Source organism: Acinetobacter bereziniae LMG 1003 = CIP 70.12 (genome assembly GCF_000368925.1).
Lineage (GTDB): Bacteria > Pseudomonadota > Gammaproteobacteria > Pseudomonadales > Moraxellaceae > Acinetobacter > Acinetobacter bereziniae.
Genome location: NZ_KB849756.1, coordinates 1,222,618 through 1,246,386, shown reverse-complemented (window position 1 = coordinate 1,246,386; position 23,769 = coordinate 1,222,618). Strand labels below are relative to the sequence as shown.

Here is a 23,769-nt window from a genome sequence, read left to right as displayed (position 1 = left end):
TCTATGAATTGGAACAACAAATCTCAACGTCTTGTGGTTGCCATTTTGGTCATGTTGAATTTCACGGCTTGCCAAGAATCCAACGATCAAATCAAACCCAAAGACCAAGCACAACAGACTATTCAACTTGATACGCCTATTGTGTTTAAACATGAACTGGGTAAAACACAACTGGATTATCGACCGCAACGTGTTGCTGTATTGGATATGAATGAGGCAGATTTTCTCGACCAATTGGATGTTCCTATAGCGGGAATGCCAAAGGACTACGTACCACACTTTTTAAGCAAGTATAAACAAGATAAAAATGTTCAAGATCTAGGTGCTATTGTTCAGCCGAATATGGAAAAGATCTATGCATTAAAGCCTGATCTTATTTTGATGACGCCATTACAAGCAAATCAGTATCAAGCGTTATCTAAAATTGCACCGACTTTACACTATGACATCAACTTTAATAACAGTCAGCATCATCATATAGACATGATCAAAACCCATTTGATGAGTTTGGGAAAAATTTTTGATCGAACAGTTTTGGCTCAACAAAAAGTGGCTGAATTAGATAAAAAAATTAGACAAGTTCAACAGATAACTGCTACTCGTCCAGAAAAAGCATTGGTGGTTCTACATAACAATGGTGCATTTAGTAATTTTGGTATTCAGTCACGTTATGGCTTTATTTTTAATGACTTGGGTGTAAAACCTGCCAGTACGATGGTAGATACCAGTTTGCATGGACAACCTATTTCGAGTGAATTCATTCAACAGGCGAATCCCGATATTTTGTATATCGTAGACCGTACTGCGGTTATGGAACATCGCCCAACAATTGATGCACAAAATGTTAGCAATCCATTGTTGCGTCAGACCAAAGCATGGAAAACAGGCAAAGTTGTTTTTGTTGATGCAGATGCGTGGTACACCACGGCAGCAAGTCCGAGTTCTATGCAAATTTTAATGAATGATGTTCTCAAGGGGTATCGACTATGAATTAAGTCTTTCTACGATAAATTTATAGCCAGATAAACATCTAGCCAAAAACATACCGTTCAGATATTCAGATCGCATACTTTTATTGAAAAAAGTGTGCTCAGGAAAGCTGTGTCTAAAAAATCAATGGATATACAGATATGAAATTTTTCAATAGCGTTGTATCGACTGGTCAAACGCAATTATTCAGATGTTTACAGTCTAAATTTAAGCTTAAAAACTTGATTTCTGCACAAATGATGTTGGGTTGGGGGCTTACATTAAGCATCCCGATTTCTTTAGTACATGCAGAAGACACCCAAAAGTTAAACTTGTCTCAATCCGCATCACCACAATTACCGACCATCAATGTACAAGCGTTACAAGATAAATCTACAACTTTTGCAGGACAGATTTCATCGCAAAATAACCTAGGTTTTCTGGGTGATAAAGACTTCATGGAAACGCCATTTAATAGTATTGGCTATACAGATCAATATATTGAAAACCAACAAGCTAAAGATATCACTGAGGTGATTGCAAAAACTGATCCTTCTGTTTTTACCAATGGGGCGAGTGGTGGGTGGAGTGAAAATTACTACATTCGTGGATTTTCATCGAGTACCAGTGATATGTCGATGAATGGAATGTTTGGAATTACACCTTTTTATCGCACCTCTCCAGAGATGTTTGAAAGAGTTGAAGTTTTGAAAGGACCTTCGGCTTTGTTAAATGGAATGCCACCAGCAGGTTCGGTAGGAGGTGTGGTTAACTTGGTGACCAAAAGGGCGGATGATGAAGCATTAAACCGTTTCACGGCAACGTATATGTCAGACTCCCAATGGGGGGGACATCTGGATTTGGGGAGACGTTTTGGAGAAAATAAAGCATTTGGTGTGCGTTTCAATAGTGTCTATCGTGATGGAAATGGAGCAATCAAAGATCAAGATAAGCAGACCCAACAATTTTCTTTAGGACTCGACTGGCGTGGAGAAAATGCCCGTTTCTCTGCAGATTTATATCGTGCAGAGGATCGTGTAGACGGTGTGAATCGAGGAATTAACCTTGCGCCCGGGGTGGATATTCCAAAACCGCCTAAGCCAAATACTTTACTCAATCCAGACTGGTCATTTGTTGAAACCAAAGATAAAGGAGCAATGATACGTGGTGAATATGATATCAATGATCAGTTGATGGCTTATGCAAGTTATGGACAGAGCAAAACTGATTATAAATATAATGGTGCAATGTCCGCCACAGTGCTTGATCAACAAGGAACTTTAGAAACTAAAATGGGTCAATTGGCATTTGATCTTGAAAAAAAATCGGCAGATATTGGCTTCAAAGGACATTTGAATACAGGTGTAGTTGCCCACCAATGGGTTGCCAATGCGACCTATTATGAACATGATCAAAATGATTATGGAGTCAGAAATGTTGCTGGTGCTGAATGGATCACAAATTTATATGATCCAGTATGGGGAAAACCAGTACCATTTAATACACCACATATCTCAAAAACTTCTTCGCGCCTCAGTAGTTATGGTATTGCCGATACTTTATCTTTTGCCCAAGACAAGGTGCAACTGACCGTGGGTGTACGACAACAGGAGGTGGTGAGCGAATCGCTTAATATTGTCACAGGCAATCGAATTTTTCGTTATGACAAAAGTGCGACTACACCAGGCGCAGCAATTTTATTTAAAGCCACGAATTATCTGTCACTCTATGCAAACTATATTGAAGGATTAAGCCAAGGAACAACCGCTCCATATACTGCTGTAAATGCTGGGGAGGTATTTGCACCCTTTAAAACCAAGCAAAAAGAGGTGGGATTAAAAGTTGATATCGGTCAATTCAGTAACACTTTAAGCGTGTTTGAAATTGAAAAACCAAGTAGCTATACCGACCCAGTGACCAATATTTTCACTGCGGATGGCGAACAGCGTAACCGAGGTGTTGAATGGAGCTTTTTAACGACACCTGTTGAGCATGTTCGTCTACTGGGGGGGATTGCTTATATTGATCCTGAATTAACCAAAACAGCAGGCGGAAAAAATCAGGGCAATACCGCAACAGGTGTTGCAAAACAACAAGCTAAGCTGGGCTTAGAGTGGGATACGTCGATCTTAGATGGCTTGACTTTGACAGCAAATGCAACTGCGGTTTCTAAGCAATATATCAATCAGGAAAATACATTATCTGCTTCAGGTCGAACATTATTTGACTTGGGCGCAAGGTATAAATCAGCGCTAATACAGTTTCCAATGACCATACGTGCCAGTGTGAATAATGTCACCAATAAAGCTTATTGGGGAATGCCGCAGTTATCCAGTTTAGCACTGGGCGCTCCACGAACATATATGTTGTCAGTTTCTTTGGACTTTTAATATGCCTTGTCTAAGTTTTTCCAAACAGTGAGAACCAGTCAGCGAGCAGATTGAAAAGAGTTTAGCTGCTCTTTTCAATCTATTGAACAATGGCATCGATCAAGCACTGCCTTAAAATATTCCAATCACTTAGTCTAAGCTTTCAACAATACTGATCATGACATCAGCACAATTTTCACGTGCCAATCTGGCTTTACGGTATTCTTCGGAGTGATAACAAGCCTGAGCTGTGGCCAAATCTACAAATTCAATAATGACATGTCGTGCATATTCAGAACCTTCCATCACCAATGACTTCCCACCACGTGCAAGAAATTTTGCTCCGTATTTTTCAAAAGCCAATGGTGCTAAAGCCATATATTGTTGGTACTGTTCTAAATCATGTACGGTGACGTGGGCAATCCAATATGCAGACATCTTTTCATTCCTTTGTTGAGGTTTAAATCATTTCACGATCTATGCTTTCAGGCATTCAAAATATTTTTTGCCACTGATGCCGCTTCTGCAATATGTTCTGCAACTGCTTGTTTGGCTTTTTCAGCATCCTGATGTAAATAGATTGCTTCACACATATTTTTAATGCGTTGATAACCAGAAATTTGTCGTTTGGTGGATTTCATGGTCATGACACGCAGACGGCTGATACGTCCATTTAAACGTTGCACAACTTCCCAAGCGATAAAATGTTTGGCTGTGGTAAAAATGGTTTCGTAAAGTTTGGCTGAGGTTGAAATAATCAGATCAATATCATCAGTAGCGAATGCTTGCTCGAGTTCATTGAGTAAACGTTTGAGTAGAGTTGTCGTTTCATCGGTGAGGTTCTTGGTGCAATCAGCAACTGCACTTTGTTCCAATAACAGACGAATTTCATAAATTTGTGATGCAAGTTCCCAATCCAACAAGGACACAATAGGTCCTTTGTTCGGCAGGATTTCAACCAAACCTTCTGCTTCCAAATAACGAATGACTTCTCGAACCACTGAACGGCTTACACCAAGTTCTTCGCACAAGGTTCTTTCAACTAATCTTTTTCCAGAGGGGAAGTATCCCGTAATAATGGCATTACGAAGTTTGTTCAAACACAACTCACGTAAAGTCACAGGTGGATTTTCAATTTTAAGATTCATGGTGATTGAACTTTCCCAATTTTAATCATGCACAATTTTGTTACATGTTTTTTTGTCAAAATTAGCATAGCAAACTCTTGCTTTTTTTTCACCATGTATTATGGTATACCATAATACGAATGACAAGTTGAATTCACAAGGAAGAGCAATGAATCTAATCCGTAAAACTGTACTGCATGTTGAAACGACCTATGCCGATGGTGGTAAAGAAGCAGCAATACCTTTAAAAATGGTAGCAGCAGCAGCGGTCATCCAAAATCCGTGGGCAGCACAGGGCTATGTTGAAAACTTGGCACCAGAAATTCGCCGTATTGCGCCTATTTTAAGTGAGCATTTAACTCGTCTGATTTTGGATGAGATCGGTTCAGGTGAAGCTGTACAAGCATTTGGTAAGAGTGCGGTTGTGGGTTTAAACGGTGAGCTTGAGCATGCTTCTGCACTGATTCACACCTTACATTTTGGTAATACTTACCGTAGTGCGGTCGGTGCAAAATCTTACTTAGCATTTAACAATACCCGTGGTCCTGCCAATGCACCGATCTTGATCCCGATGATGGATAAAAATGATGAAGGTCGTCGTTCTCATTATCTGACTTTACAATTTGCTATTCCTGATGCACCTGCAGCAGATGAATTGGTTGTGGTGATTGGTGCCGCAACAGGTGGTCGTCCACATCATCGTATTGGTGATCGTTATCAAGATTTGGAAGAGTTAGGTCATGATCTCAAAAACCCTGCAGCTGTCAAATAATCGGATTGCTCATTATTTTGAGCAGGGTGAAGGCGAGCCATTGGTACTTATTCACGGTGTGGGTATGCAAGCCGAAGCATGGTATCCACAAATAGAATTTTTCTCGAAACACTATCGTGTGATTTCGGTGGATATGCCAGGTCATGGACAGAGTACCCAATTGACCAATGATGCGCCTTTACAGGCATTTGTGGACTGGACCATTGAGTTTATATGCCAACTGAATGTGGGTGCTGTGAATTTAGCAGGGCACTCAATGGGTTCTTTGATTACCACAGGCGTGAGTGCAACACGTCCTGATTTAGTTAAACGAATGGCTGTTTTAAATGGTGTTTATAAACGCACAGAAAAAGCCAAAGATGCAGTACTTCAGCGTGCTGAAGCACTGAAAACAGGAAAGATCGACATTGATACACCATTGCAACGTTGGTTTGGTGACAGCGAAGTAGAACGCCAAGCAGCATTAAAGGTAAAAACATGGCTGCAAAATGTGAACATGGCTGGCTACGCTACAGCTTATTCAGCATTTGCCCAAGGAGATTCAACCTACGCAGATGATTGGTCAAAAATCACATGTCCTGCTTTGATTTTAACAGGAACAGGTGATCCCAACTCAACCGCTGAAATGGCAGTACAAATGGCTCAGCAAGCACAAAATGCAAAAGCAATTGTGATTGAAAATGAAAGACATATGGTGAATTTAACTGCACCAGACAAAGTGAATAATGCAATGCAAGCATGGTTGGAAACCAGCGTCTAAATTGCTTGATGAAGGGATATAGCAATGAGTGAAATGGATACGATAAATAAAATACGTGAACTACGTGATGCTTTTGGATCATTTATGACCGGCGTTACCGTAGTCACAACCTGTACAGATGATGGAACTGCGCTCGGTTTTACTGCAAACTCTTTTGCTTCGGTGTCTTTGGACCCACCATTGCTACTGGTCAGCATTGCCAAGACATCGAGCAATTATCATCATTTTGCCAAGGCTCAGCATTTTGCGATTAACATTTTGGCCGAAGAGCAGAAAGATATTTCCAATACTTTTGCACGACCAAGTGATGATCGTTTTGCAAATCTGTCTTGGAAGACGAGTCAGTATCAAAATCCAATTATTGACCACGTGAGTGCATGGTTTGATTGCACCACTTATCAAATTGTAGATGCAGGTGACCATGCGATTTTGATTGGTCAAGTAGAAAACTTTGCTTCAGCAGGCTTTGCAGGTCTTGGTTATTATCGTGGTGCTTATTTCACACCAGCTAAATCATCGACAGATGTGATTTCAAGTATGAAAGTCATGATGATGGCGTTAATCGGTCATGAAAACCAGATTTTGCTTGAACAAACTGCTGATGGCAAATGGACTTTGCCGCATTTGCTCGTCAACAAAGACGGTGCTGAAAAAGCCCTCGAAAAAATCTTCAGTGTCTATCAACCTGAGGCATCGCCAAGCTTTATATATTCTGTATATGACGATATCACCACACAGCAACAGTATATTGCCTTCTTATGTAATACCCCAGTACTTCAAGCACATAAGGGGCAGTTTATAGATTTGAATGATCTTGAGCAGCTTACTTTTGTTGATAGTGCCTTGGAAAGTATGTTGATGCGTTATCGTAAAGAAAATTACCTCAAAACTTATGGGGTGTATTACGGTAATCAAACAACAGGTACAGTTCGTCAAATTGTTAAAGAGGAAGTTTAACTATGCGTTTTTCATTATTTGTACACATGGAACGTGTTTCTGATCAGCAAACACAAAAACAGCTTTATGATGAAATGGTTGAACTTTGTCAGATTGCAGATCGAGGCGGAATGCATGCGATTTGGACAGGTGAACATCATGCGATGAATTTTACCATTGCGCCTAATCCATTTATCAATTTGGCTGATTTGGCCAACAAAACTCAACATGTGCGCTTAGGTACAGGTACAGTCGTTGCACCGTTTTGGCATCCAATCAAATTGGCTGGTGAAGCAGCGATGACAGATATTATCAGCAATGGTCGTTTGGATATTGGTATTGCCCGTGGAGCTTATTCTTTCGAATATGAGCGCATGGTACCGGGTATGGATGCATGGAGTGCAGGGCAACGTTTGCGTGAAATGATTCCTGCCATTAAAAACTTGTGGAAAGGCGATTACGAGCATCAAGGTGAGTTTTGGCAATTCCCGAAAACAACCTCTGCTCCTCAACCTTTACAAGAGCCACATCCACCGATTTGGGTTGCAGCACGTGATCCAAATAGTCATGAATTTGCAGTTCAGCATGGCTGTAATGTGCAAGTGACACCATTACATTTGGGTGATGAAGAAGTTGAGAAATTGATGGGCAACTTTAATGCAGCATGTGAGAAATTTGCAGACATTCCACGTCCTGAAATTATGTTACTTCGTCATACCTATGTCGCTGACAGTGAGCAAGATGCTCAACTCGCCGCAGATGAAATCAATATATTCTATAATTATTTTGGTGCATGGTTTAAAAATGAGCGTGAAATTAGCCAAGGGCTGATCGCACCGATGACCAAGGAAGAAATGGCGCAACATCCTTTCTATAGTCCAGAAGCTATGCGTAAAAATAATGTGATTGGTCAAGCGCAAGAAGTGATTGATCGTTTAAAAGCTTATGAGGCAATGGGCTATAACGAATACTCATTCTGGATCGATACAGGAATGAGCTTTGAACGTAAAAAAGCCTCATTGGAACGTATGATCAACGAAGTGATGCCAGCTTTTGCATAGGAGAGAAGACCATGACTTCTCCATTTCAGTTATATATCAATGGTCAGTTTGAGGATGGTGCTGCACAATTTGACAGTATCAATCCTGCAACAGGACAAGTTTGGGCAAAAATGCCTGAAGCACGTACAGATGAAGTGAATCGTGCGGTTGCAGCTGCTTCACAAGCATTAAAAGATTCAGCTTGGGCCGATTTAACCGCATCTCAGCGGGGTAAGTTGCTATATAAACTTGCGGATTTGATTGAACGATCAGCACCAGAGTTGGCGCTGTTTGAGACACAAGATACCGGTAAAATTATCCGTGAAACGTCGAGCCAGATTGCATATGTAGCCGAGTATTACCGCTATTATGCTGGTGTTGCTGACAAACTTGAAGGTCGATATTTACCGATTGATAAGCCTGATATGCTAGCTTGGACTATTCGAGAGCCTGTAGGTGTTGTTGCAGCAATCGTACCTTGGAACAGTCAGTTATTTTTATCCGCAGTTAAAGTTGGTCCTGCTTTGGCAGCAGGCTGTAGCGTGGTTTTAAAAGCGTCGGAAGAAGGTCCAGCACCTTTGCTGGCTTTTGCACGCTTAGTACATGAAGCTGGTTTCCCTGCGGGTGTGGTAAATGTGATTACAGGTTTTGCGGCTGAATGTGGTGCTGTTTTAACCTGTCATCCTGACGTTGCACATGTGGCATTCACAGGCGGACCTGAAACAGCGCAGCATATTGTCAGAAATTCTGCTGAAAATCTTGCCAAAGTATCTCTTGAGTTAGGGGGGAAATCTCCATTTATTGTGTTCGCAGATGCTGATTTACAAAGTGCTGTAAATGCTCAAGTCGCAGCGATCTTTGCTGCAACTGGACAAAGTTGTGTGGCAGGTTCTCGCTTATTGGTCGAAGAAAGCATCAAAGATGAATTTGTACAGCGCTTGGTACAACGTGTGCAAAGCATCAAAATTGGTCTGCCTGAGGATATGGCAACTGAGTTCGGTCCATTGTGTACTTTACGCCAACGGCAAAAAATTGAACAGATTGTCGCCAGTTCAATTCAGCAGGGGGCAAAGCTATTGACAGGTGGGGAGAGTATTGACCGTGCAGGCTATTACTATCCACCCACTATTTTGGATTGTAGTGATGCGACTCAGGCCGATTGTGTAATGAATGAGTTGTTTGGTCCAGTGCTGTCTGTGGTCAGTTTTAAAACAGAGCTTGAGGCAATACACACGGCAAACAATACCGCTTATGGTCTTGCCGCAGGCGTGTTTACTACAAATCTAAGTCGCGCACACCGCATGACAAAAGCGATTCAATCCGGAATTGTTTGGCTCAATACTTATCGTGCAGTGTCACCACTTGCACCTTTTGGTGGTCATGGTTTATCTGGACATGGTCGAGAAGGTGGTTTTGAGGCGGTATTTGACTACACCACCACCAAAACGGTTTGGTTACGTACCTCTGATCAACCGATTGATGATCCCTTTATCATGAGATAAATAATAGTCATGAGATAAATGATGATCATGAAATAGATGATGGTCATGTGGTAAATGATCAAACTTTAATTCAAGGAATTTAACTTCAAGGATGAAAATATATGCAGAACACTAAAGTTCTATAAATTTTTACTGTAATTGAAAAGGATAAATATTGTTGAGCTTTGAAAAAAGTCTCACATGGGGTGTCTTTTATCTTTTTTAGGCTGAATTCACGCAAACGACAGCGTATTAGTCAGCCTTATCGTCAATATCGTGGTCAGGTCATTTGAATAGGATGCTGACAAAGTAGGTTGTGAAATCTACATTTACGCTCACAAATAAATTCAGATTGAGGAAAATGAATTCCTCAAAGAGAGATTAAGGATATGAGTCAAAATGAAAAAAATGCTTTTGCGATAGAAAGCCATTCGATTGATTATGTAGATCCCTCTGAACGCAATGGCAAGGTTCGGGATCTTTTTACTTTATGGTTTTGTACCAATATTGCGCCTTTGGCTGTGATTACAGGTGCAATGTCGATGCTCACTTTTAAGCTAAGCTTAATCAGTGCTTTGGTGGCAATTTGTGCAGGACATTTCTTTGGTGCAGCGATTTTAGCACTAACCTCGGCACAAGGACCGCAAGTGGGTATTCCACAAATGATTCAAAGCCGTGCGCAGTTTGGGCGCTATGGGGCTTTGTTGGTGGTGTTATTTACGACCCTGATTTACCTTGGATTCTTTATTTCCAATATTATTTTATCGGGTAAAACTTTGCACACGGTTGTGCCTGCAATTCCTGTACCTACAGCAACCGTGATCGGAGCAATTGCCGCAACGACCATTGGGATCATCGGTTATCACCTGATTCATAAGTTCAATAAGATTGGGACTTGGTTTATGGGTGGTTCGCTGTTGATTGGTCTAATCATTATGCTGCCGCATATCAATGCTGAGGTTTTGGCAAAAGGAACATTCAACCTGAAAGGCTGGTTTGCCATGTTTGGTTTATGTGCGGTTTGGCAAATTAGTTTTTCTCCATATACCTCAGATTATTCAAGATATTTACCTAAAAGTATTGGCATTTATAAACCCTTTATTTACACCTATTTGGGTGCATCTCTCGGTACAATTTTTGCTATGGCTTTTGGAACTGTAGCGGTCAGTATTGGTTCCACAACAGATGCGATGGAAGCAGTTAAATCAGGCACAGGCATATTTGGCTACATTCTGATGATTTTATTTCTTTGTAATATTATCGGTCACAATGCCATGAATCTATATGGTGCAGTGTTGTCATGCATTACTTCGATTCAAACCTTTGCAGGACAATGGATACCGAGTAAGAATATTCGAATTGTGCTGTCAGTTGTGGTACTGATTCTGGCAACTTTCACTGCATTATGGGCTTCGAGCAACTTTATCAGTTTCTTCCTGAATGTGATTTTTGCCTTGTTGTTTATCTTAGTACCTTGGGTGTCGATCAACCTTTTGGATTTCTATGTGGTCAACAAGAAATCTTATGATATTCAGTCTATTTTTGCCCAAGATGGTGGTATTTACGGCAAGTTTAATGCCAAAGCGCTGATCGCCTATTTTATCGGGATTATGATTCAGATTCCTTTCTTGACCAATGCCTTTTTTACAGGACCATTTGCCAATGTGATCCCTGATGTTGATGTTTCTTGGGTGATTGGATTGGTGGTGAGTTTTATCGTGTATTACCTGTTTAATTTCAGCAAGATTAAATACGCAGACTCAGCTTTGGATATCAAAGTTTAACATTAAAATGTGATGTGAAAGGAATCTTCACGATGAAAAATAATAATTTACAATGGGTTATCGCTTTAATTTTGGTTGAATATATTTCACCAAGTTATGCTGGAATCAGTTTTGGTGAATCCAATAGTGAAACAGGTCAGCTCACTGTATCTGGTTATGTACGGGGCAATTACCAAGTCAAAGATTATGGTGAGAATGCTGATGATCAGAAAATCCGTTTCGATGCAGCACAACTTAAATTGGATTATGAACGTGGAAATCTGTTTGGACACGCAGAATATCGTTGTTATCAATATGAGCGGTTTTGTGATTTTTCCAGCATGATTGATGCTTATGCAGGTTATCGTTTGAATAAAACAGATCAACTTGTGGTGGGTATGCAAGCCATTCCATTTGGACCCGGACGTTTCTGGGGTAATAGCTTGTATGGTAGTATTAATACTACTGCGGGTTTGGAAGATGTGCATAATGTTGGTGTGAACTATCATGCTGAATTATCGTCAGCGACCAAATTTGATTTTGGTTATTTTGCGATTGATGGTGGTCATTATTCAGGGACCTATACGCCAGATTCAGGTCGTTACACAGCCAATTATGTACGTTCCGATGATGTGACACAAACCAACTTACAAGAGAAAAACATGTGGGTGGGGCGGGTGAGTCAAGATATTCCTTTGGGTATCGATGGTTTAGATACGCAGCTTGGTGCGTCTTACTGGATCTCGCAAATAGACAATAAGAAAACCAACCAGACTGGACGACGTAATGCTTGGTCAGTATTTACCAAAGTAAATTATGGGCTGCTTGGGTTGACTTTGACTGGAGGCAAAAATGATGTCAACAATAAAGATTTAATTCAACCTGACACTTCGCTCATGGGGTCTTATGACACTGAATATGCCGTCGCCAACAAAGCCAGTTATTACACGGCTGATCTGGGGTATGCATTTAAAGATGTCGGAAAAATTGGCAATATTACCCCTTATCTCATGCATAGCCGATATAACAAAGATCAGGCTGAAGCAAAGGATTCCATTCGAAATATCTTGGGTGTCTCCATTGATCATAAAAAGCTTTCTTTGCTTGCTGAATATATCATGAGTAAAAATGATCCTTTTATCGGTGGCAATGCAGCATCATTGGCATTGGGGGATGATAATAAGTGGAATAAGCTATTGAATTTGACTTTATTCTATTATTTTTAACGTTGAATCATAACATTCGGGCAACCGAAAATTTTTTTCATCATTTTCTTGGTATGCCATAATACAAGACTAAGTATCTGCTTATACAAACCATAGCGTTATAAGCACATACGGATGTTTGCATCTAAACAGGATGATCCATATGCAACTCAAAGACATGTCTCTCTTTCACCAACAAGCCTTCATCGCTGGGCAATGGTGCGATGCTGACAACCTTCAAAGAACAGATATTTATAATCCTGCAACTCAAGCGCTTATTGGGACAGTACCCAATATGGGGAAAACCGAAGCAGAACGAGCAATTCAAGCTGCTGCAAATGCTTGGTCAGCTTGGAAAAATAAAACAGCAAAAGATCGTTCAATCATTTTAAAACGTTGGTTTGAATTGATGGTTGAGCAGGCAGATGAACTTGCTTTTATTCTCACCAGTGAACAGGGCAAACCATTGGCAGAGGCGAGAGGAGAGATTTTGTATGCTGCCAGTTTTGTGGAGTGGTTTGCTGAAGAAGCAAAGCGTGTATATGGGGATATCGTGCCAAGCCCATATCCAGATGCACGTATTATGGTACAAAAACAAGCGATCGGAGTCGTTGCAGCGATTACGCCGTGGAATTTCCCGGCAGCGATGATTACACGAAAAGTAGCGCCTGCATTGGCGGCAGGTTGCCCTTGTATTGTTAAACCTGCACCTGAAACACCATTTACAGCTTTAGCGTTGGTTGATTTAGCTGTGCAAGCTGGGATTCCTGCCGAAATTTTCAGTGTGATTACAGGGGATGCAGTCACGATTGGAGATGCTATTTTTGAAAGTGATGTGGTGCGAAAGTTTACATTTACAGGATCTACACCTGTGGGAAAAATGCTTTATCAACGTTCTGCACAAACCTTAAAAAAAGTCTCTTTGGAATTGGGTGGTAATGCACCATTCATTGTTTTTGATGACGCAGATTTGGATGACGCCATTGAAGGCGCATTGATTGCAAAATATCGAAATGCAGGGCAGACCTGTGTTTGTGTAAATCGCTTTTTGGTTCAAGCAGGCATCTACGATAAATTCATCAACGCATTAAGTGAAAAAGTCAGTGCTTTTAAAATTGGCAATGGTTTGGATGTTGGTAGTGAAATTGGTCCACTGATTAATCTGAATGCTGTGAAGAAAGTTGAAGCCCATGTACAAGATGCCTTATCCAAAGCTGCTCGTTTGGTGACAGGGGGGCAACGTCACAGCGCAGGAGAGTTATTTTATCAGCCAACCATTATTGCAGATGTGACCGCAGACATGGATGTGGCAACTCAGGAAACTTTTGGTCCGCTTGCCGCTGTATTTAAGTTTGAAACCGAGCAACAGGTGTTAGAGATGGCCAATGCAACAGAGTTTGGTTTAGCAGCCTACTGTTATACCAAAGACCTTGGACGTGCTTGGCGTATGAGTGAACAATTGGAATACGGCATGGTAGGTATCAATAAAGGATTGATTTCTAATGAGGTTGCACCATTTGGCGGAATCAAACAATCAGGTTTAGGGCGTGAAGGTTCAAAGTATGGCATTGAAGATTACCTTGAAATTAAATATACCTTATTTGGAGGATTAAACAGATGAGTAATGAAAAATTTGAAAAAGGTCTTGTGATTCGTAAACAAGTACTGGGTGAAGATTATGTCAATCAATCGATCAACAATGCGGATGATTTTAATTTACCCTTACAGGAGTTGGTCACTGAGTATTGTTGGGGCGCAGTGTGGGGACGTGAAGAACTGAGCAAACCTGAGCGTAGTCTGATTAATCTTGCCATGATTTCTGCATTAAATCGTCCACATGAGCTAAAATTACATGTTAAAGGCGCATTACGAAATGGTGTACCAAAAGACAAAATTCGTGAGGTGCTGTTACAAGTTGCAATTTACTGTGGTGTACCTGCTGCGGTAGACAGTTTTCGTATAGCCAAAGAAGCTATTCAGGAATATCAAGAAGAACAGCACTAAACTGTAAAGAATTGACTCTGTGCAGTTGGGTTTAGATCTAAACTGGTCTGTATAGATCGATATGCGCAGATTCATATTGATCAACAGAAATTCGATTTTGCGATACATGTTTTTAACTGATTGACTAGATGGATGCTGATTTAACATTAGCTTGTTGAATAAGATCAGCTAAAATTATGACCGCACTTTCCATTTGCTTGAGATTAAAATCACCTAAGCCAAGAATTAAACCTGAACGTTTTCGTTGTGCTGAAAAAGTTGGAGAAATAGCTTTCACTGCAATTTTCATGTCTACGGCTGCTTGGGCAATGGCAAGGTCATTGATATGTTCTGCGAGCCAAAGCACCATATGCATGCCTTGATCTCCTGACTCTAAATAACCGAGATGTTCAGGGATATGTCTTGCAATTATCGTCATCAAATGTTGACGATTTTCGGCATAAACTTGGCGAATTTTACGGATATGTCGTTCTAAATACCCTTGCTCAATAAACTTGGCGAGCACATGTTGATCTGCTGAAGCAGGGTGACGGTCGATCAACACTCTTAAACCACAGAAAGGTGCAACTAAGGCTTGCGGTAAAATCGCATAACCCAGTCGAAGTGAAGGGAAAAGCACTTTACTAAAAGTACCCAAATAGATGACACGTTCAGGTGCTAAACCTTGTAAGGCTGGAAAAGGTTGCCCGTGATAACGTAGTTCGCTGTCATAATCATCTTCAATAATCCATGCTTGTTGTTGTGATGCCCATGCCAATAAGGCATGACGACGAGATAAACTCATTGGCATACCCATCGGGTATTGGTGAGAAGGGGTAACGAAAGCTGCTCGTGCATGAGGAGCAAGGTTGATGGCTGTATTGACTTGCAATCCTTCCTCATCAACAGGAACACGAATAATTTGGATGTTTTGTATAGCATTTTCTAAAATGGCTGACGTTCCACGATAAGCAGGATCTTCGAGCCATACCTGATCCTTCGGTTCAAATAAAATTTGACTGCAAATATATAAAGCTTGTTGTATGCCATTGGTAATCACAATCTGTTCAGGTTGGCAATGAACTGAACGAGAACGACGAACATACGCTGCAATTGCAACTCGCAATGACCATACGCCCTGAGGATCATCATAGCCTGAGGGTAAGCCTTCTCCTTGAGCGCGATAGCGATTGCCAAATTTGCGCCAGACATCATTGGGTTGAGTACGTCCGGTAGGAACAGATATCGCAAAGGGTAAATGGGGCAAAGGTTTAAATTCTTTTAATATCTCGGCATAGGCTTGTGCGGCTGCTGTCAGATTTGATTTAAATGTATTGGTAACAATGTCTTTTTGATGTTGTTGATGTGGCGTGTTGATTAAAGACTGTGCAACAAAGGTTCCCTTACGTGGATGTGCCTCTAAAACACCTTCGGCCAGTAATTGATCATATGCTTCAATTATCGTTCCACGGGAAACACTTAAGCTGAGCGCCAATTCACGTGACGAGGGCAAAGGATCACCTGCCTTTAAATCTCCTTGTTGTACAGCTTCTCTGAGGATCTGTATCAGTTGCGCAGTCACTTTGCCTTGCTGTTTGTTGAGCTTCGAAATTGAAGGAAGCTCAACCACTTTTGCCATTCTCGCCATAATTCTGGACTACTTAAATAAATACAAACTGGTACTTTTGAATAATCCAATTAAATCAGAAAATTTACAACAGAAAGTTCATGTTTAATGACAGTTTTAATGATTGAGAGTGAGAGGAGTCGACCATGTATATCCCTAAAGATTTTGAAATCACTGAAGTGAAAGAGATGCATCAACTGATGTGTGAATATCCGCTGGGAATACTGTTGAGTCATAGCACACAGGGTCTAGATGCTAACCATTTACCTTTTGAACTACAGTTAGAACAGTCAGAGTTGGGTACACTCCATGCCCATGTATCAAGACAGAATCCTATCTGGCAGCAGCTTCATGACGGTGATGAGGTGTTGGTGGTATTCCGTGCTGGAGATGCCTATATTTCACCTCAATGGTATCCAAGTAAACATGAACACCAGCGACAGGTGCCAACATGGAACTACAGGGTTGTACATGCGCATGGCAAAATCCGTATTCATGATGACGAGCGTTATGTACGAGGTGTAGTTGCTCGTTTAACTCGGACACATGAAGCAACTCAACCTACCCCGTGGAAAATGTCTGATGCTCCCAAAGATTATTTAGAACCGATGCTTCAGGAAATTGTTGGTATTGAAATAGAAATCACGAGACTGCAAGGCAAAGCAAAACTCGGTCAGAACAAAGATCATCGAGATATTGTTGGCGTTGCCAATGCATTATCTCAAACGGAGGATGGTGTAATTGCTGATGCAATGTATCAGGTTGCAGCAGAGAAAAATAAATAAATACTTATCTCTATGTAGGTAGAAGGAGAATTGAATGACTTGGCTAACGTCTCAGGTTTTAGAAAATGATCATGTCATTTTAAAACCGCTTGAAATACAACACATGGAAGCGCTGATAGAAGCTGTATGTGACGGAGAACTATGGAACTTATGGTTTACACATATCCCAACGCCTGAGCAAATGGGGGCTGAGATTCATCGACGATTGAACTTACAGACTCAAGGCAAGATGTTGCCTTATACCGTCATTGAAAAACAAACAGCTCAAGTTTTAGGCATGACCAGTTTTATGAATATCGAAGCGGTCCATCGCCGTGTCGAAATTGGTTCAACTTGGTATCGACAATCTGTGCAACGAACACATATCAATACAGCATGTAAGCAGTTACTGCTAAGTTATGCTTTTGATCACTTGGATTGTATTGCAGTTGAGTTTCGCACATCCTCATTTAACTTCAAAAGTCGAGCCGCGATTGAACGTTTAGGTGCAAAACTCGATGGCATATTGCGTAGCCATCAAATTGTGAAAGATGATATTTTGCGTGATACATATGTGTATAGTATTTTAAAAAGTGAATGGGCTGCGGTACGACAACATTTAAATTTTTTGCTTGGCAAGTCGAATAATTCCAAAAGTATCTAAGCAGCTTAAATCACCATGAAAATCAACTTGATTGCCAAGGATGCTCTATATTCATGGCAGTCACTTGTTGATTGCTTTTGATTGATAAACATTCGTGTCGGTCAAATCACTGATTGATTAAATATTTTTTATTCGATAAACATAGTAATGTTATGACTCTTGATCAGACATCAATTCAAGACAATTAGGCAAATTGCTGTCGTTGTAAAATCTATTAATTTAGTTGATATAAAGAATATGCGAAGTAGAGCTTAATATATGATTAAAGTCATGTTAATAAGAATAATATATTTTTACATTAAATCTAGAAGGTAAAAAATACATCCCCTGAGTATATTGTATAATGAGTAAGTGAATTGAATTTCTTATTTATATTACAGAGGGTTATAATTATTTTTAAGTGTTATTATATGGAATGACCCTTATAATTTGTTGATAATATTATGCGCATCTTATTTGAAGGAGATTGGAAATAAGTTTAATAATAATAAAAATATTGTAGTAATAATGATTAAAAGAGCATAAAATTCAAGCAAATGCTGTTTGCAATTGACTCAATGAAACTAAAAAAATTCATATTTTGTTTAAAATTAAACCTAAGGAAACTTATTCTATTTTTGGCTGTTTTCAGTATTGTTATCCTCTTTATTGCATCTTTATTCGTAAACTACTCTATTCAAAAAAAAGAATTATTAGATACGTCTTTGTCTGTGAATATGGAGTATGCAACGAAGATTGCGCAAAAAACAGATTCTCAAATTCAGACGGTATTAAAACAACTTGATTACAGTGCCATGTTATTGGGGCAATCATTTGATGACGAAAAATTTAAACAATCAGAAGTAGACCGCCTCAAATTTCAGTCTAACTTTTTTGATAGTGTGATTATTTCTGATAAACATGGTCGAATCCTGAATTTTTCACCATCGAAAATTGCATTGAATAAAAATGTAATCAATAGAACATTGGGCTTTACTGAATCTTTAGATACCCAAAAGACCGTGATTACAAGTCCGTATTACTCAGTCAAAAAGAATTTGATTGTGTTTATTTCACAACCAATTTTTGATCGGCATAAGAACTATCTAGGTTTTGTAGGTGGTGCGATTTATTTAAAAGAAAGAAATATTATCAATGAGTTATTGACGATTAGTTTTAATTATAAAGACAGCTATATGTATGTGCTCGATAGCCAGCATAAAATCATTTTTCATCCTGATGTTCATCGAATAGGAACATATGCAACAGACAATACAGGTCTGGATTATATGGAGAAACATTCGATAGGAAAAATCAGATTGATCAATAGTAAGGGGGTTGATAATTTAGCGGGTTTTGCAAAAGTGAAACACACCGATTGGATTATTGTTTCGCAACAACCCACGCATAAACTATTAGAAAAAGTACCCAACCTTATCTATAAAATTATTGCATATATGCTTGTTTTTTATATTCTAATTTTTTTAATTATCTGGAAAATTTCCTATTATATTTCTGCGCCATTAAACCGCTTGGCAACGATGGCGAGCCATTTAAACAATCCAGAAACAGCCAACCAAATTAAAGATGTTGATGCGCTGTATTATGAAGTCAGGAATTTTAAACGATCCTTGTTGCAAAGTTCTTCAAATTTTAGCAAACGAATTTCCACACTCAACCATTATGTGAATACTGATCCTTTGACAGGGCTGTATAACCGTCGTGGGATGGAGCTGCATATTGAACGCTTGATGAAATCCAATATTCCTTTTGCCATTATTGCTGTAGATATTGATTACTTTAAAAAAATCAATGATCAATATGGGCATGAAAAGGGGGATATGGTGTTAAAGCGTACGGCACAGCATATCAAGGACTGTGTACGAAATATTGATATTTGTTGTCGAATTGGTGGCGAGGAATTTGTCATATTAAGTCCGATAGATAGCCAAAATTTAAGTATCAATATTGCTGAAAGAATTCGCCAACTGTTGGAAAAAAGTCCAATTGATGATATTCCCGCAGTGACTGTGTCAATTGGTATTGCACACTGGCCTGAAATATCTACAGATATTCATAAGGTATTTAAAGCTGCTGACGAATATTTATACTTAGCCAAAGCAGAAGGACGTAATTGTATTCGCTATAAAAAATAGAACATTGAAGCGTTAAAAACCTTTGTGAATATTATGTGATAAATATATAAAGATTATATATTTATCAATATTTTATTGTCTGTATACACTCGATGAAATATTAGATGATTTGAGTGAGTATGAATAAGTTATTAGCATATGGATTGATTACCATTTTTAGTACAGGGTTACTGCTTTCAGGTTGTTCAAAACAGACACAGGATGATAAAAAATCCATTGATAGCAATCAGATCAGTACACTCAATATAGGTTATCAAAAAGCAGCATTAAAATTGATCGTGGCGAAGCAGAATCAATTGTTTGAAAAACAATTCCCTCATGTAAAAATTGAGTGGAAAGAATTTCCCGCGGGTCCTCAGACTTTAGAGGCTTTATCTGTCAATTCAATTGATTTCGGTTATACCGGTGATGCACCGATTGTATTTGCATTATCCGCGGGGAAACAATTGAATTATTTAGGTTATGAGCAATCCTCACGACAGGCTCATGCGATTTTATTGCCGAATCAGAGTTCGATTAAAAGTCTTGCGGATTTGAAAGGAAAACGAATTGCATTAACCCGAGGCTCAAGTGCGCATAACTTTTTGGCTGAAACTTTAAAGCAAGCTCATCTATCATGGGCAGATATCCAACCTGTTTGGCTGACGCCTTCAGATGCACGTGCTGCTTTGGATAAAAAGGCAATTGATGCTTGGGCTGTTTGGGACCCCTATATTAGCGCTGCCGAAATTGATGGAAATGCAAAGATTTTATTCGAGTCTACAGATTTGCCAACGACCTATAGCTACTATTTGGCGCAGCCTAATTTTGTCAAAAACCATCCAAAGGATGCAGAAAAAGTATTGGCTGTATTAAATCAAAGTGATCAGTGGATTAATGCTCATCCATCAGAAGCAGCTGAGATTTTGGCGAAGAGCACTGGTTTAGATGTCAAAGTGACGCAAAAAGTGATTGCTAAAAAACCAAAACCAAATCCTGTTGCGATTTTAAGTTCAGAGGCTATTCAATCTCAACAAAAGATTGCAGACCTCTTCTATAGTCAAAAGTTGATTCCTAATCAAATTGAAGCTGCACAATTTGTTTGGAAACCTGCTCAATAATATGAGCATTGGGTATGTAAAAAATGGCAATAACTTTAATTCTTAGCGCGTGATTTAGTCACGGTGATGAATGGGTTTTATTGAGTAAGCGCAAGCTAATTTGTCGAGCAAGACGATAAAAAGCTTGCGCAATTTTTTAAACCATATTATTGTCATAGGACAAAATTAATTTGTCATGGGTTTTTTATGGAGCACTTTGTTACGCCGAGCAATTTAATTGGGTTGCAGCAAAACTTTAGTGAGGTTCAGCAACAGATTACAGCGATATGCCAAAAAATAGGACGTAATCCCGCAGAGATTCGCTTATTGCCTGTGACCAAAACTTTAGCGATTGAAAAAATTGAACAGGCATATCAATTAGGCTTTTGTAGTTTTGGTGAAAATAAAGTGTTAGAGGCGAAAGCCAAATATGAAGCGCTACAACATTTACCGATTCATTGGATTTTAATTGGGCATTTACAAAGCAATAAAGTGAAGTATGTTGCCAAATTTATTGATGAGTTTCATGCCTTAGACAGTTTAAAACTTGCAGAAAAACTAAATCATCGCTTATTACTCGAACAACGTAAAATTCCTGTTTTTATTCAGGTAAATACCTCCAATGAACACAGTAAATTTGGTGTTGAACCTGAACAAGCCTTAGCTTTAATTGATCAGTGTCAGCAGTTTACGCAGTTCAAAATAATTGGATTAATGACCCTGGCTATTCACAGTCAAGATGCTGTTGAGGTGAGGCGATGTTTTCAGACTTTACGTGTACTAAGAGATCAAATTCAAAAAATTTATCCTGATGTCCAGCGTTTATCTATGGGGATGTCTGGAGATTTTGAAATTGCCATCGAAGAAGGTGCAACGGATATTCGCGTTGGGCAGGCTATTTTTGGTGCAAGAGCACTGCCTGATCATTATTACTGGGCGGAGTAAGCCAAGATGAGTCAACATTTTCAATTAACCATCTATCAACAGGGCAAATTATTGGGACATTTTCAAAGCCGTTCTATGCACGCTTTAATGAAAATTAATACTTTGTTGAGTTATTTACAGCATACAACCGAATTAAGCTATGAGTTACATCAAGTGATTGAAGATTCGCGTTTTCTTATGCAAAAAGAGGGGACGATGCAGCTCTTGGGAAGTGAATATATCTATCAGCCCTGTTCGATGAATATTTTGTCGCAGGAGATGACATGAGTTATTTAATGCCCGTTTACCAACCTTTAGCCATTGAATTTCAACGTGGTCAAGGGTGCTATCTATGGGATCACCAAGATAAGCGTTATTTGGATGCTATTTCAGGTGTCGGTGTCACCTTACTTGGGCATGCTCATCCTGATATTCATACGGAAATCGTGGCACAATCCCAAACATTCTTACATCTTTCCAATTTATTTAAACATACTTGGAATGAACGTCTTGCTGAAAAACTGGCACAGATTACGGGTTTAACCCAGACTTTTTTTTGTAATTCAGGCACAGAAGCCAATGAAACGGCAATTAAATTAGCTCGTTTATATGGTCATCAGCGAGGCATTCAATGTCCCAAAATAATCGTCATGCAACACGCATTTCACGGACGCACATTAGGAGCGTTATCTGCAACAGCTAAGCCAGATTATCGTCAGGCTTTTGGTCCCTTATTAACAGGTTTTGAGTTTGTTGCATTTCATGATTTGGCTGCGATCGAAGCTTATCAAAATGATCCCGATGTTGTGGCAGTATTACTCGAGCCAATTCAGGGTGAAGCTGGGGTGAATATTGCTTCAACATTTTATCTCAAGCAGCTCAAAGTACTATGTGATCAACAGAATTGGTTGTTGATGTTAGATGAAATCCAATGTGGACTGGGGCGCACAGGAACATGGTTCTATTATCAACAAGCTGAAATTTGTCCTGATGTACTTACCATTGCAAAAGGTTTAGGCAATGGATTACCGATAGGTGCCTGTTTAACCCATCCTAAGTTGGGGCATTTATTGCAGTCTGGCTTACATGGCTCAACTTTTGGTGGGAATCCGTTGGCATGTCGAGTGGCTTATCGTGTTTTAGATTTACTCGAAACGCAGTATTTACAGTCAGTTTCTGCAAAAGGATATCACTTACTCGATTTACTGCAATCTAAATTAACAGGGTTACACAACATCAAATCTGTACGTGGTGTGGGGTTGATGATTGCAATTGAACTGATTCATCCGATTGAAAACCTGACAAAAATTGCCAGTGAACAGTTTAATCTATTGCTCAATGTTACTCAGGGAAAAATTATTCGTTTACTGCCTCCTTTGATCATGACTGATCTACAAATTGAATATTTAGCCCAGCAAATATACGGCTTGCTGAAAGCCTGTTATCTAAGTGACAAGTAGAGTGAGCACAATGAAAATAATCTATGCAATTCAAACTTTGGCATTTGAAGATTTAGGCAGTTTTGCACAGACGCTGAATGACTTAAATTATCAAATTCAGTATTTACAGTTAGGTGTCGATGCCGTGGATGAGGCTCTTGCTTCAAAACATCCTGTTATTTTATTGGGTGGACCGATCGGCGTATATGAAACGGCTAATTATCCTTATTTATCGGATTTAATTCATGCACTACGTACCCGTCTCGCTCATCACTATCCAACACTGGGTATTTGTTTAGGTGCTCAGTTAATAGCAACGGCTTTAGGTGCAAAGGTGTATCAGGGGCATATCAAAGAAATAGGTTGGAGTCGATTAACCATTACCAGTCAAGGCTTTGCCTCAGTTTTAAAGCATTTGGAAAATGTTCAGGTTTTACACTGGCATGGCGACACCTTTGATTTACCTGAATCCGCTAAACGCTTAGCAGGTTCAATTTACTATCCTAACCAAGCCTTTGCTGTGGGTCTCAATATTCTGGCATTGCAATTTCATGTTGAAGTTGATCCAAAAACATTAGAGCGTTGGTTGATTGGACATGCGACTGAACTCAATCAGGCGAAGATTGATATTTTAAAGTTACGTCAAGAAAATGTACTATATGGGCAATCCTTACAGGACAAAGCCAAGCTGTTATTACGTGATTGGCTTAATCACCTCATTCCTGTATAAAA

At 39.6% G+C, this 23,769-nt stretch carries 22 protein-coding genes; 19 read left to right on the top strand and 3 right to left on the bottom strand.

What is annotated here, in order from left to right; translation table 11 throughout:
* The first annotated feature begins 3 nt into the window (after positions 1-3).
* Both F938_RS15705 and F938_RS15700 read left to right on the top strand, forming a co-directional pair.
* Entirely contained in the window at positions 4-990 is a 987-nt protein-coding gene (locus F938_RS15705; RefSeq protein WP_005033295.1) for a siderophore ABC transporter substrate-binding protein, read from the top strand.
* 140 nt (positions 991-1,130) lie between these two features.
* Complete coding sequence (locus F938_RS15700; RefSeq protein ID WP_005033293.1) at positions 1,131-3,359, top strand: TonB-dependent receptor; 2,229 nt, start codon at positions 1,131-1,133, stop codon at positions 3,357-3,359.
* 129 nt (positions 3,360-3,488) lie between these two features.
* Here F938_RS15700 and F938_RS15695 read toward each other — a convergent pair whose 3' ends face one another.
* Together F938_RS15695 and F938_RS15690 are read right to left on the bottom strand one after the other, a co-directional pair.
* Positions 3,489-3,776 carry a DUF1330 domain-containing protein gene (locus tag F938_RS15695; protein ID WP_005033291.1) on the bottom strand — a complete coding sequence of 96 codons (288 nt, stop codon included), beginning with the start codon at positions 3,774-3,776 and terminating at the stop codon, positions 3,489-3,491.
* A gap of 47 nt (positions 3,777-3,823) precedes the next feature.
* Positions 3,824-4,486, bottom strand: coding sequence for a GntR family transcriptional regulator (locus tag F938_RS15690; protein WP_005033289.1), 663 nt, complete (start codon positions 4,484-4,486; stop codon positions 3,824-3,826).
* A 148-nt stretch (positions 4,487-4,634) separates the two neighbouring features.
* Here F938_RS15690 and F938_RS15685 point away from each other — a divergent pair, with 148 nt between their 5' ends.
* The 9 genes from F938_RS15685 (at position 4,635) to F938_RS15645 (ending at position 14,426) form a co-directional block, all read left to right on the top strand.
* Positions 4,635-5,237: an amino acid synthesis family protein gene (locus F938_RS15685; RefSeq protein WP_005033287.1), complete on the top strand. Its 603-nt coding sequence runs from the start codon at positions 4,635-4,637 to the stop codon at positions 5,235-5,237.
* Positions 5,206-5,997, top strand: a complete 792-nt coding sequence (locus F938_RS15680; RefSeq protein ID WP_005033285.1) for an alpha/beta fold hydrolase — start codon at positions 5,206-5,208, stop codon at positions 5,995-5,997. Before F938_RS15685 ends, F938_RS15680 begins: the two co-directional genes overlap by 32 nt.
* A gap of 24 nt (positions 5,998-6,021) precedes the next feature.
* Positions 6,022-6,954: a flavin-dependent trigonelline monooxygenase reductase component gene (tgnA, locus tag F938_RS15675; RefSeq protein WP_005033283.1), complete on the top strand. Its 933-nt coding sequence runs from the start codon at positions 6,022-6,024 to the stop codon at positions 6,952-6,954.
* Between the two features lie 2 nt (positions 6,955-6,956).
* Positions 6,957-7,994, top strand: a complete 1,038-nt coding sequence (tgnB, locus tag F938_RS15670; protein ID WP_005033280.1) for a flavin-dependent trigonelline monooxygenase oxygenase component — start codon at positions 6,957-6,959, stop codon at positions 7,992-7,994.
* Positions 7,995-8,005: 11 nt separating this feature from the next.
* Positions 8,006-9,475 carry a (Z)-2-((N-methylformamido)methylene)-5-hydroxybutyrolactone dehydrogenase gene (tgnC, locus tag F938_RS15665; protein WP_005033278.1) on the top strand — a complete coding sequence of 490 codons (1,470 nt, stop codon included), beginning with the start codon at positions 8,006-8,008 and terminating at the stop codon, positions 9,473-9,475.
* Between the two features lie 368 nt (positions 9,476-9,843).
* Positions 9,844-11,238, top strand: a complete 1,395-nt coding sequence (locus F938_RS15660; protein ID WP_005033274.1) for a purine-cytosine permease family protein — start codon at positions 9,844-9,846, stop codon at positions 11,236-11,238.
* Positions 11,239-11,270: 32 nt separating this feature from the next.
* Complete coding sequence (locus F938_RS15655) at positions 11,271-12,443, top strand: hypothetical protein (protein WP_005033273.1); 1,173 nt, start codon at positions 11,271-11,273, stop codon at positions 12,441-12,443.
* Positions 12,444-12,585: 142 nt separating this feature from the next.
* Positions 12,586-14,043, top strand: coding sequence for an NAD-dependent succinate-semialdehyde dehydrogenase (locus F938_RS15650; protein WP_005033271.1), 1,458 nt, complete (start codon positions 12,586-12,588; stop codon positions 14,041-14,043).
* Entirely contained in the window at positions 14,040-14,426 is a 387-nt protein-coding gene (locus F938_RS15645; protein WP_004829624.1) for a carboxymuconolactone decarboxylase family protein, read from the top strand. The genes F938_RS15650 and F938_RS15645 overlap by 4 nt, the downstream gene beginning before the upstream one ends.
* A gap of 124 nt (positions 14,427-14,550) precedes the next feature.
* Here F938_RS15645 and pdxR read toward each other — a convergent pair whose 3' ends face one another.
* The gene (pdxR, locus tag F938_RS15640; protein ID WP_005033270.1) at positions 14,551-16,053 is read right to left on the bottom strand and encodes a MocR-like pyridoxine biosynthesis transcription factor PdxR; all 1,503 of its coding nucleotides are present in this window, start codon (positions 16,051-16,053) and stop codon (positions 14,551-14,553) included.
* Between the two features lie 125 nt (positions 16,054-16,178).
* Here pdxR and F938_RS15635 point away from each other — a divergent pair, with 125 nt between their 5' ends.
* The 8 genes from F938_RS15635 to F938_RS15600 all read left to right on the top strand — a co-directional run bounded on the left by F938_RS15635 (position 16,179) and on the right by F938_RS15600 (position 23,767).
* Positions 16,179-16,817 (top strand): FMN-binding negative transcriptional regulator, encoded by a 639-nt coding sequence (locus F938_RS15635; RefSeq protein ID WP_005033268.1) that lies wholly within the window; start codon positions 16,179-16,181, stop codon positions 16,815-16,817.
* Between the two features lie 34 nt (positions 16,818-16,851).
* Positions 16,852-17,460, top strand: coding sequence for a GNAT family N-acetyltransferase (locus F938_RS15630; protein ID WP_005033266.1), 609 nt, complete (start codon positions 16,852-16,854; stop codon positions 17,458-17,460).
* A 536-nt stretch (positions 17,461-17,996) separates the two neighbouring features.
* On the top strand, positions 17,997-19,595 hold the full coding sequence (locus F938_RS15625) for a sensor domain-containing diguanylate cyclase (protein ID WP_005033263.1): 1,599 nt from the start codon (positions 17,997-17,999) through the stop codon (positions 19,593-19,595).
* Positions 19,596-19,714: 119 nt separating this feature from the next.
* Positions 19,715-20,695 carry an aliphatic sulfonate ABC transporter substrate-binding protein gene (locus F938_RS15620; RefSeq protein ID WP_005033261.1) on the top strand — a complete coding sequence of 327 codons (981 nt, stop codon included), beginning with the start codon at positions 19,715-19,717 and terminating at the stop codon, positions 20,693-20,695.
* Between the two features lie 186 nt (positions 20,696-20,881).
* Positions 20,882-21,619: a YggS family pyridoxal phosphate-dependent enzyme gene (locus F938_RS15615; protein ID WP_005033259.1), complete on the top strand. Its 738-nt coding sequence runs from the start codon at positions 20,882-20,884 to the stop codon at positions 21,617-21,619.
* Positions 21,620-21,625: 6 nt separating this feature from the next.
* Positions 21,626-21,886 carry a hypothetical protein gene (locus tag F938_RS15610; protein WP_005033258.1) on the top strand — a complete coding sequence of 87 codons (261 nt, stop codon included), beginning with the start codon at positions 21,626-21,628 and terminating at the stop codon, positions 21,884-21,886.
* Entirely contained in the window at positions 21,883-23,058 is a 1,176-nt protein-coding gene (locus tag F938_RS15605) for an aspartate aminotransferase family protein (RefSeq protein WP_005033256.1), read from the top strand. The genes F938_RS15610 and F938_RS15605 overlap by 4 nt, the downstream gene beginning before the upstream one ends.
* A gap of 10 nt (positions 23,059-23,068) precedes the next feature.
* Positions 23,069-23,767, top strand: coding sequence for a glutamine amidotransferase (locus tag F938_RS15600; protein WP_005033254.1), 699 nt, complete (start codon positions 23,069-23,071; stop codon positions 23,765-23,767).
* Positions 23,768-23,769 lie beyond the last annotated feature (2 nt).

Excerpts from the sequence above, each read along its gene's own strand:
- F938_RS15705 (WP_005033295.1), top strand. The coding sequence starts at position 4 with ATGAATTGGAACAACAAATCTCAACGTCTTGTGGTTGCCATTTTGGTC.
- F938_RS15700 (WP_005033293.1), top strand. The coding sequence starts at position 1,131 with ATGAAATTTTTCAATAGCGTTGTATCGACTGGTCAAACGCAATTATTC.
- F938_RS15695 (WP_005033291.1), bottom strand. The coding sequence starts at position 3,776 with ATGTCTGCATATTGGATTGCCCACGTCACCGTACATGATTTAGAACAG.
- F938_RS15690 (WP_005033289.1), bottom strand. The coding sequence starts at position 4,486 with ATGAATCTTAAAATTGAAAATCCACCTGTGACTTTACGTGAGTTGTGT.
- F938_RS15685 (WP_005033287.1), top strand. The coding sequence starts at position 4,635 with ATGAATCTAATCCGTAAAACTGTACTGCATGTTGAAACGACCTATGCC.
- F938_RS15680 (WP_005033285.1), top strand. The coding sequence starts at position 5,206 with ATGATCTCAAAAACCCTGCAGCTGTCAAATAATCGGATTGCTCATTAT.
- tgnA (WP_005033283.1), top strand. The coding sequence starts at position 6,022 with ATGAGTGAAATGGATACGATAAATAAAATACGTGAACTACGTGATGCT.
- tgnB (WP_005033280.1), top strand. The coding sequence starts at position 6,957 with ATGCGTTTTTCATTATTTGTACACATGGAACGTGTTTCTGATCAGCAA.
- tgnC (WP_005033278.1), top strand. The coding sequence starts at position 8,006 with ATGACTTCTCCATTTCAGTTATATATCAATGGTCAGTTTGAGGATGGT.
- F938_RS15660 (WP_005033274.1), top strand. The coding sequence starts at position 9,844 with ATGAGTCAAAATGAAAAAAATGCTTTTGCGATAGAAAGCCATTCGATT.
- F938_RS15655 (WP_005033273.1), top strand. The coding sequence starts at position 11,271 with ATGAAAAATAATAATTTACAATGGGTTATCGCTTTAATTTTGGTTGAA.
- F938_RS15650 (WP_005033271.1), top strand. The coding sequence starts at position 12,586 with ATGCAACTCAAAGACATGTCTCTCTTTCACCAACAAGCCTTCATCGCT.
- F938_RS15645 (WP_004829624.1), top strand. The coding sequence starts at position 14,040 with ATGAGTAATGAAAAATTTGAAAAAGGTCTTGTGATTCGTAAACAAGTA.
- pdxR (WP_005033270.1), bottom strand. The coding sequence starts at position 16,053 with ATGGCGAGAATGGCAAAAGTGGTTGAGCTTCCTTCAATTTCGAAGCTC.
- F938_RS15635 (WP_005033268.1), top strand. The coding sequence starts at position 16,179 with ATGTATATCCCTAAAGATTTTGAAATCACTGAAGTGAAAGAGATGCAT.
- F938_RS15630 (WP_005033266.1), top strand. The coding sequence starts at position 16,852 with ATGACTTGGCTAACGTCTCAGGTTTTAGAAAATGATCATGTCATTTTA.
- F938_RS15625 (WP_005033263.1), top strand. The coding sequence starts at position 17,997 with ATGCTGTTTGCAATTGACTCAATGAAACTAAAAAAATTCATATTTTGT.
- F938_RS15620 (WP_005033261.1), top strand. The coding sequence starts at position 19,715 with ATGAATAAGTTATTAGCATATGGATTGATTACCATTTTTAGTACAGGG.
- F938_RS15615 (WP_005033259.1), top strand. The coding sequence starts at position 20,882 with ATGGAGCACTTTGTTACGCCGAGCAATTTAATTGGGTTGCAGCAAAAC.
- F938_RS15610 (WP_005033258.1), top strand. The coding sequence starts at position 21,626 with ATGAGTCAACATTTTCAATTAACCATCTATCAACAGGGCAAATTATTG.
- F938_RS15605 (WP_005033256.1), top strand. The coding sequence starts at position 21,883 with ATGAGTTATTTAATGCCCGTTTACCAACCTTTAGCCATTGAATTTCAA.
- F938_RS15600 (WP_005033254.1), top strand. The coding sequence starts at position 23,069 with ATGAAAATAATCTATGCAATTCAAACTTTGGCATTTGAAGATTTAGGC.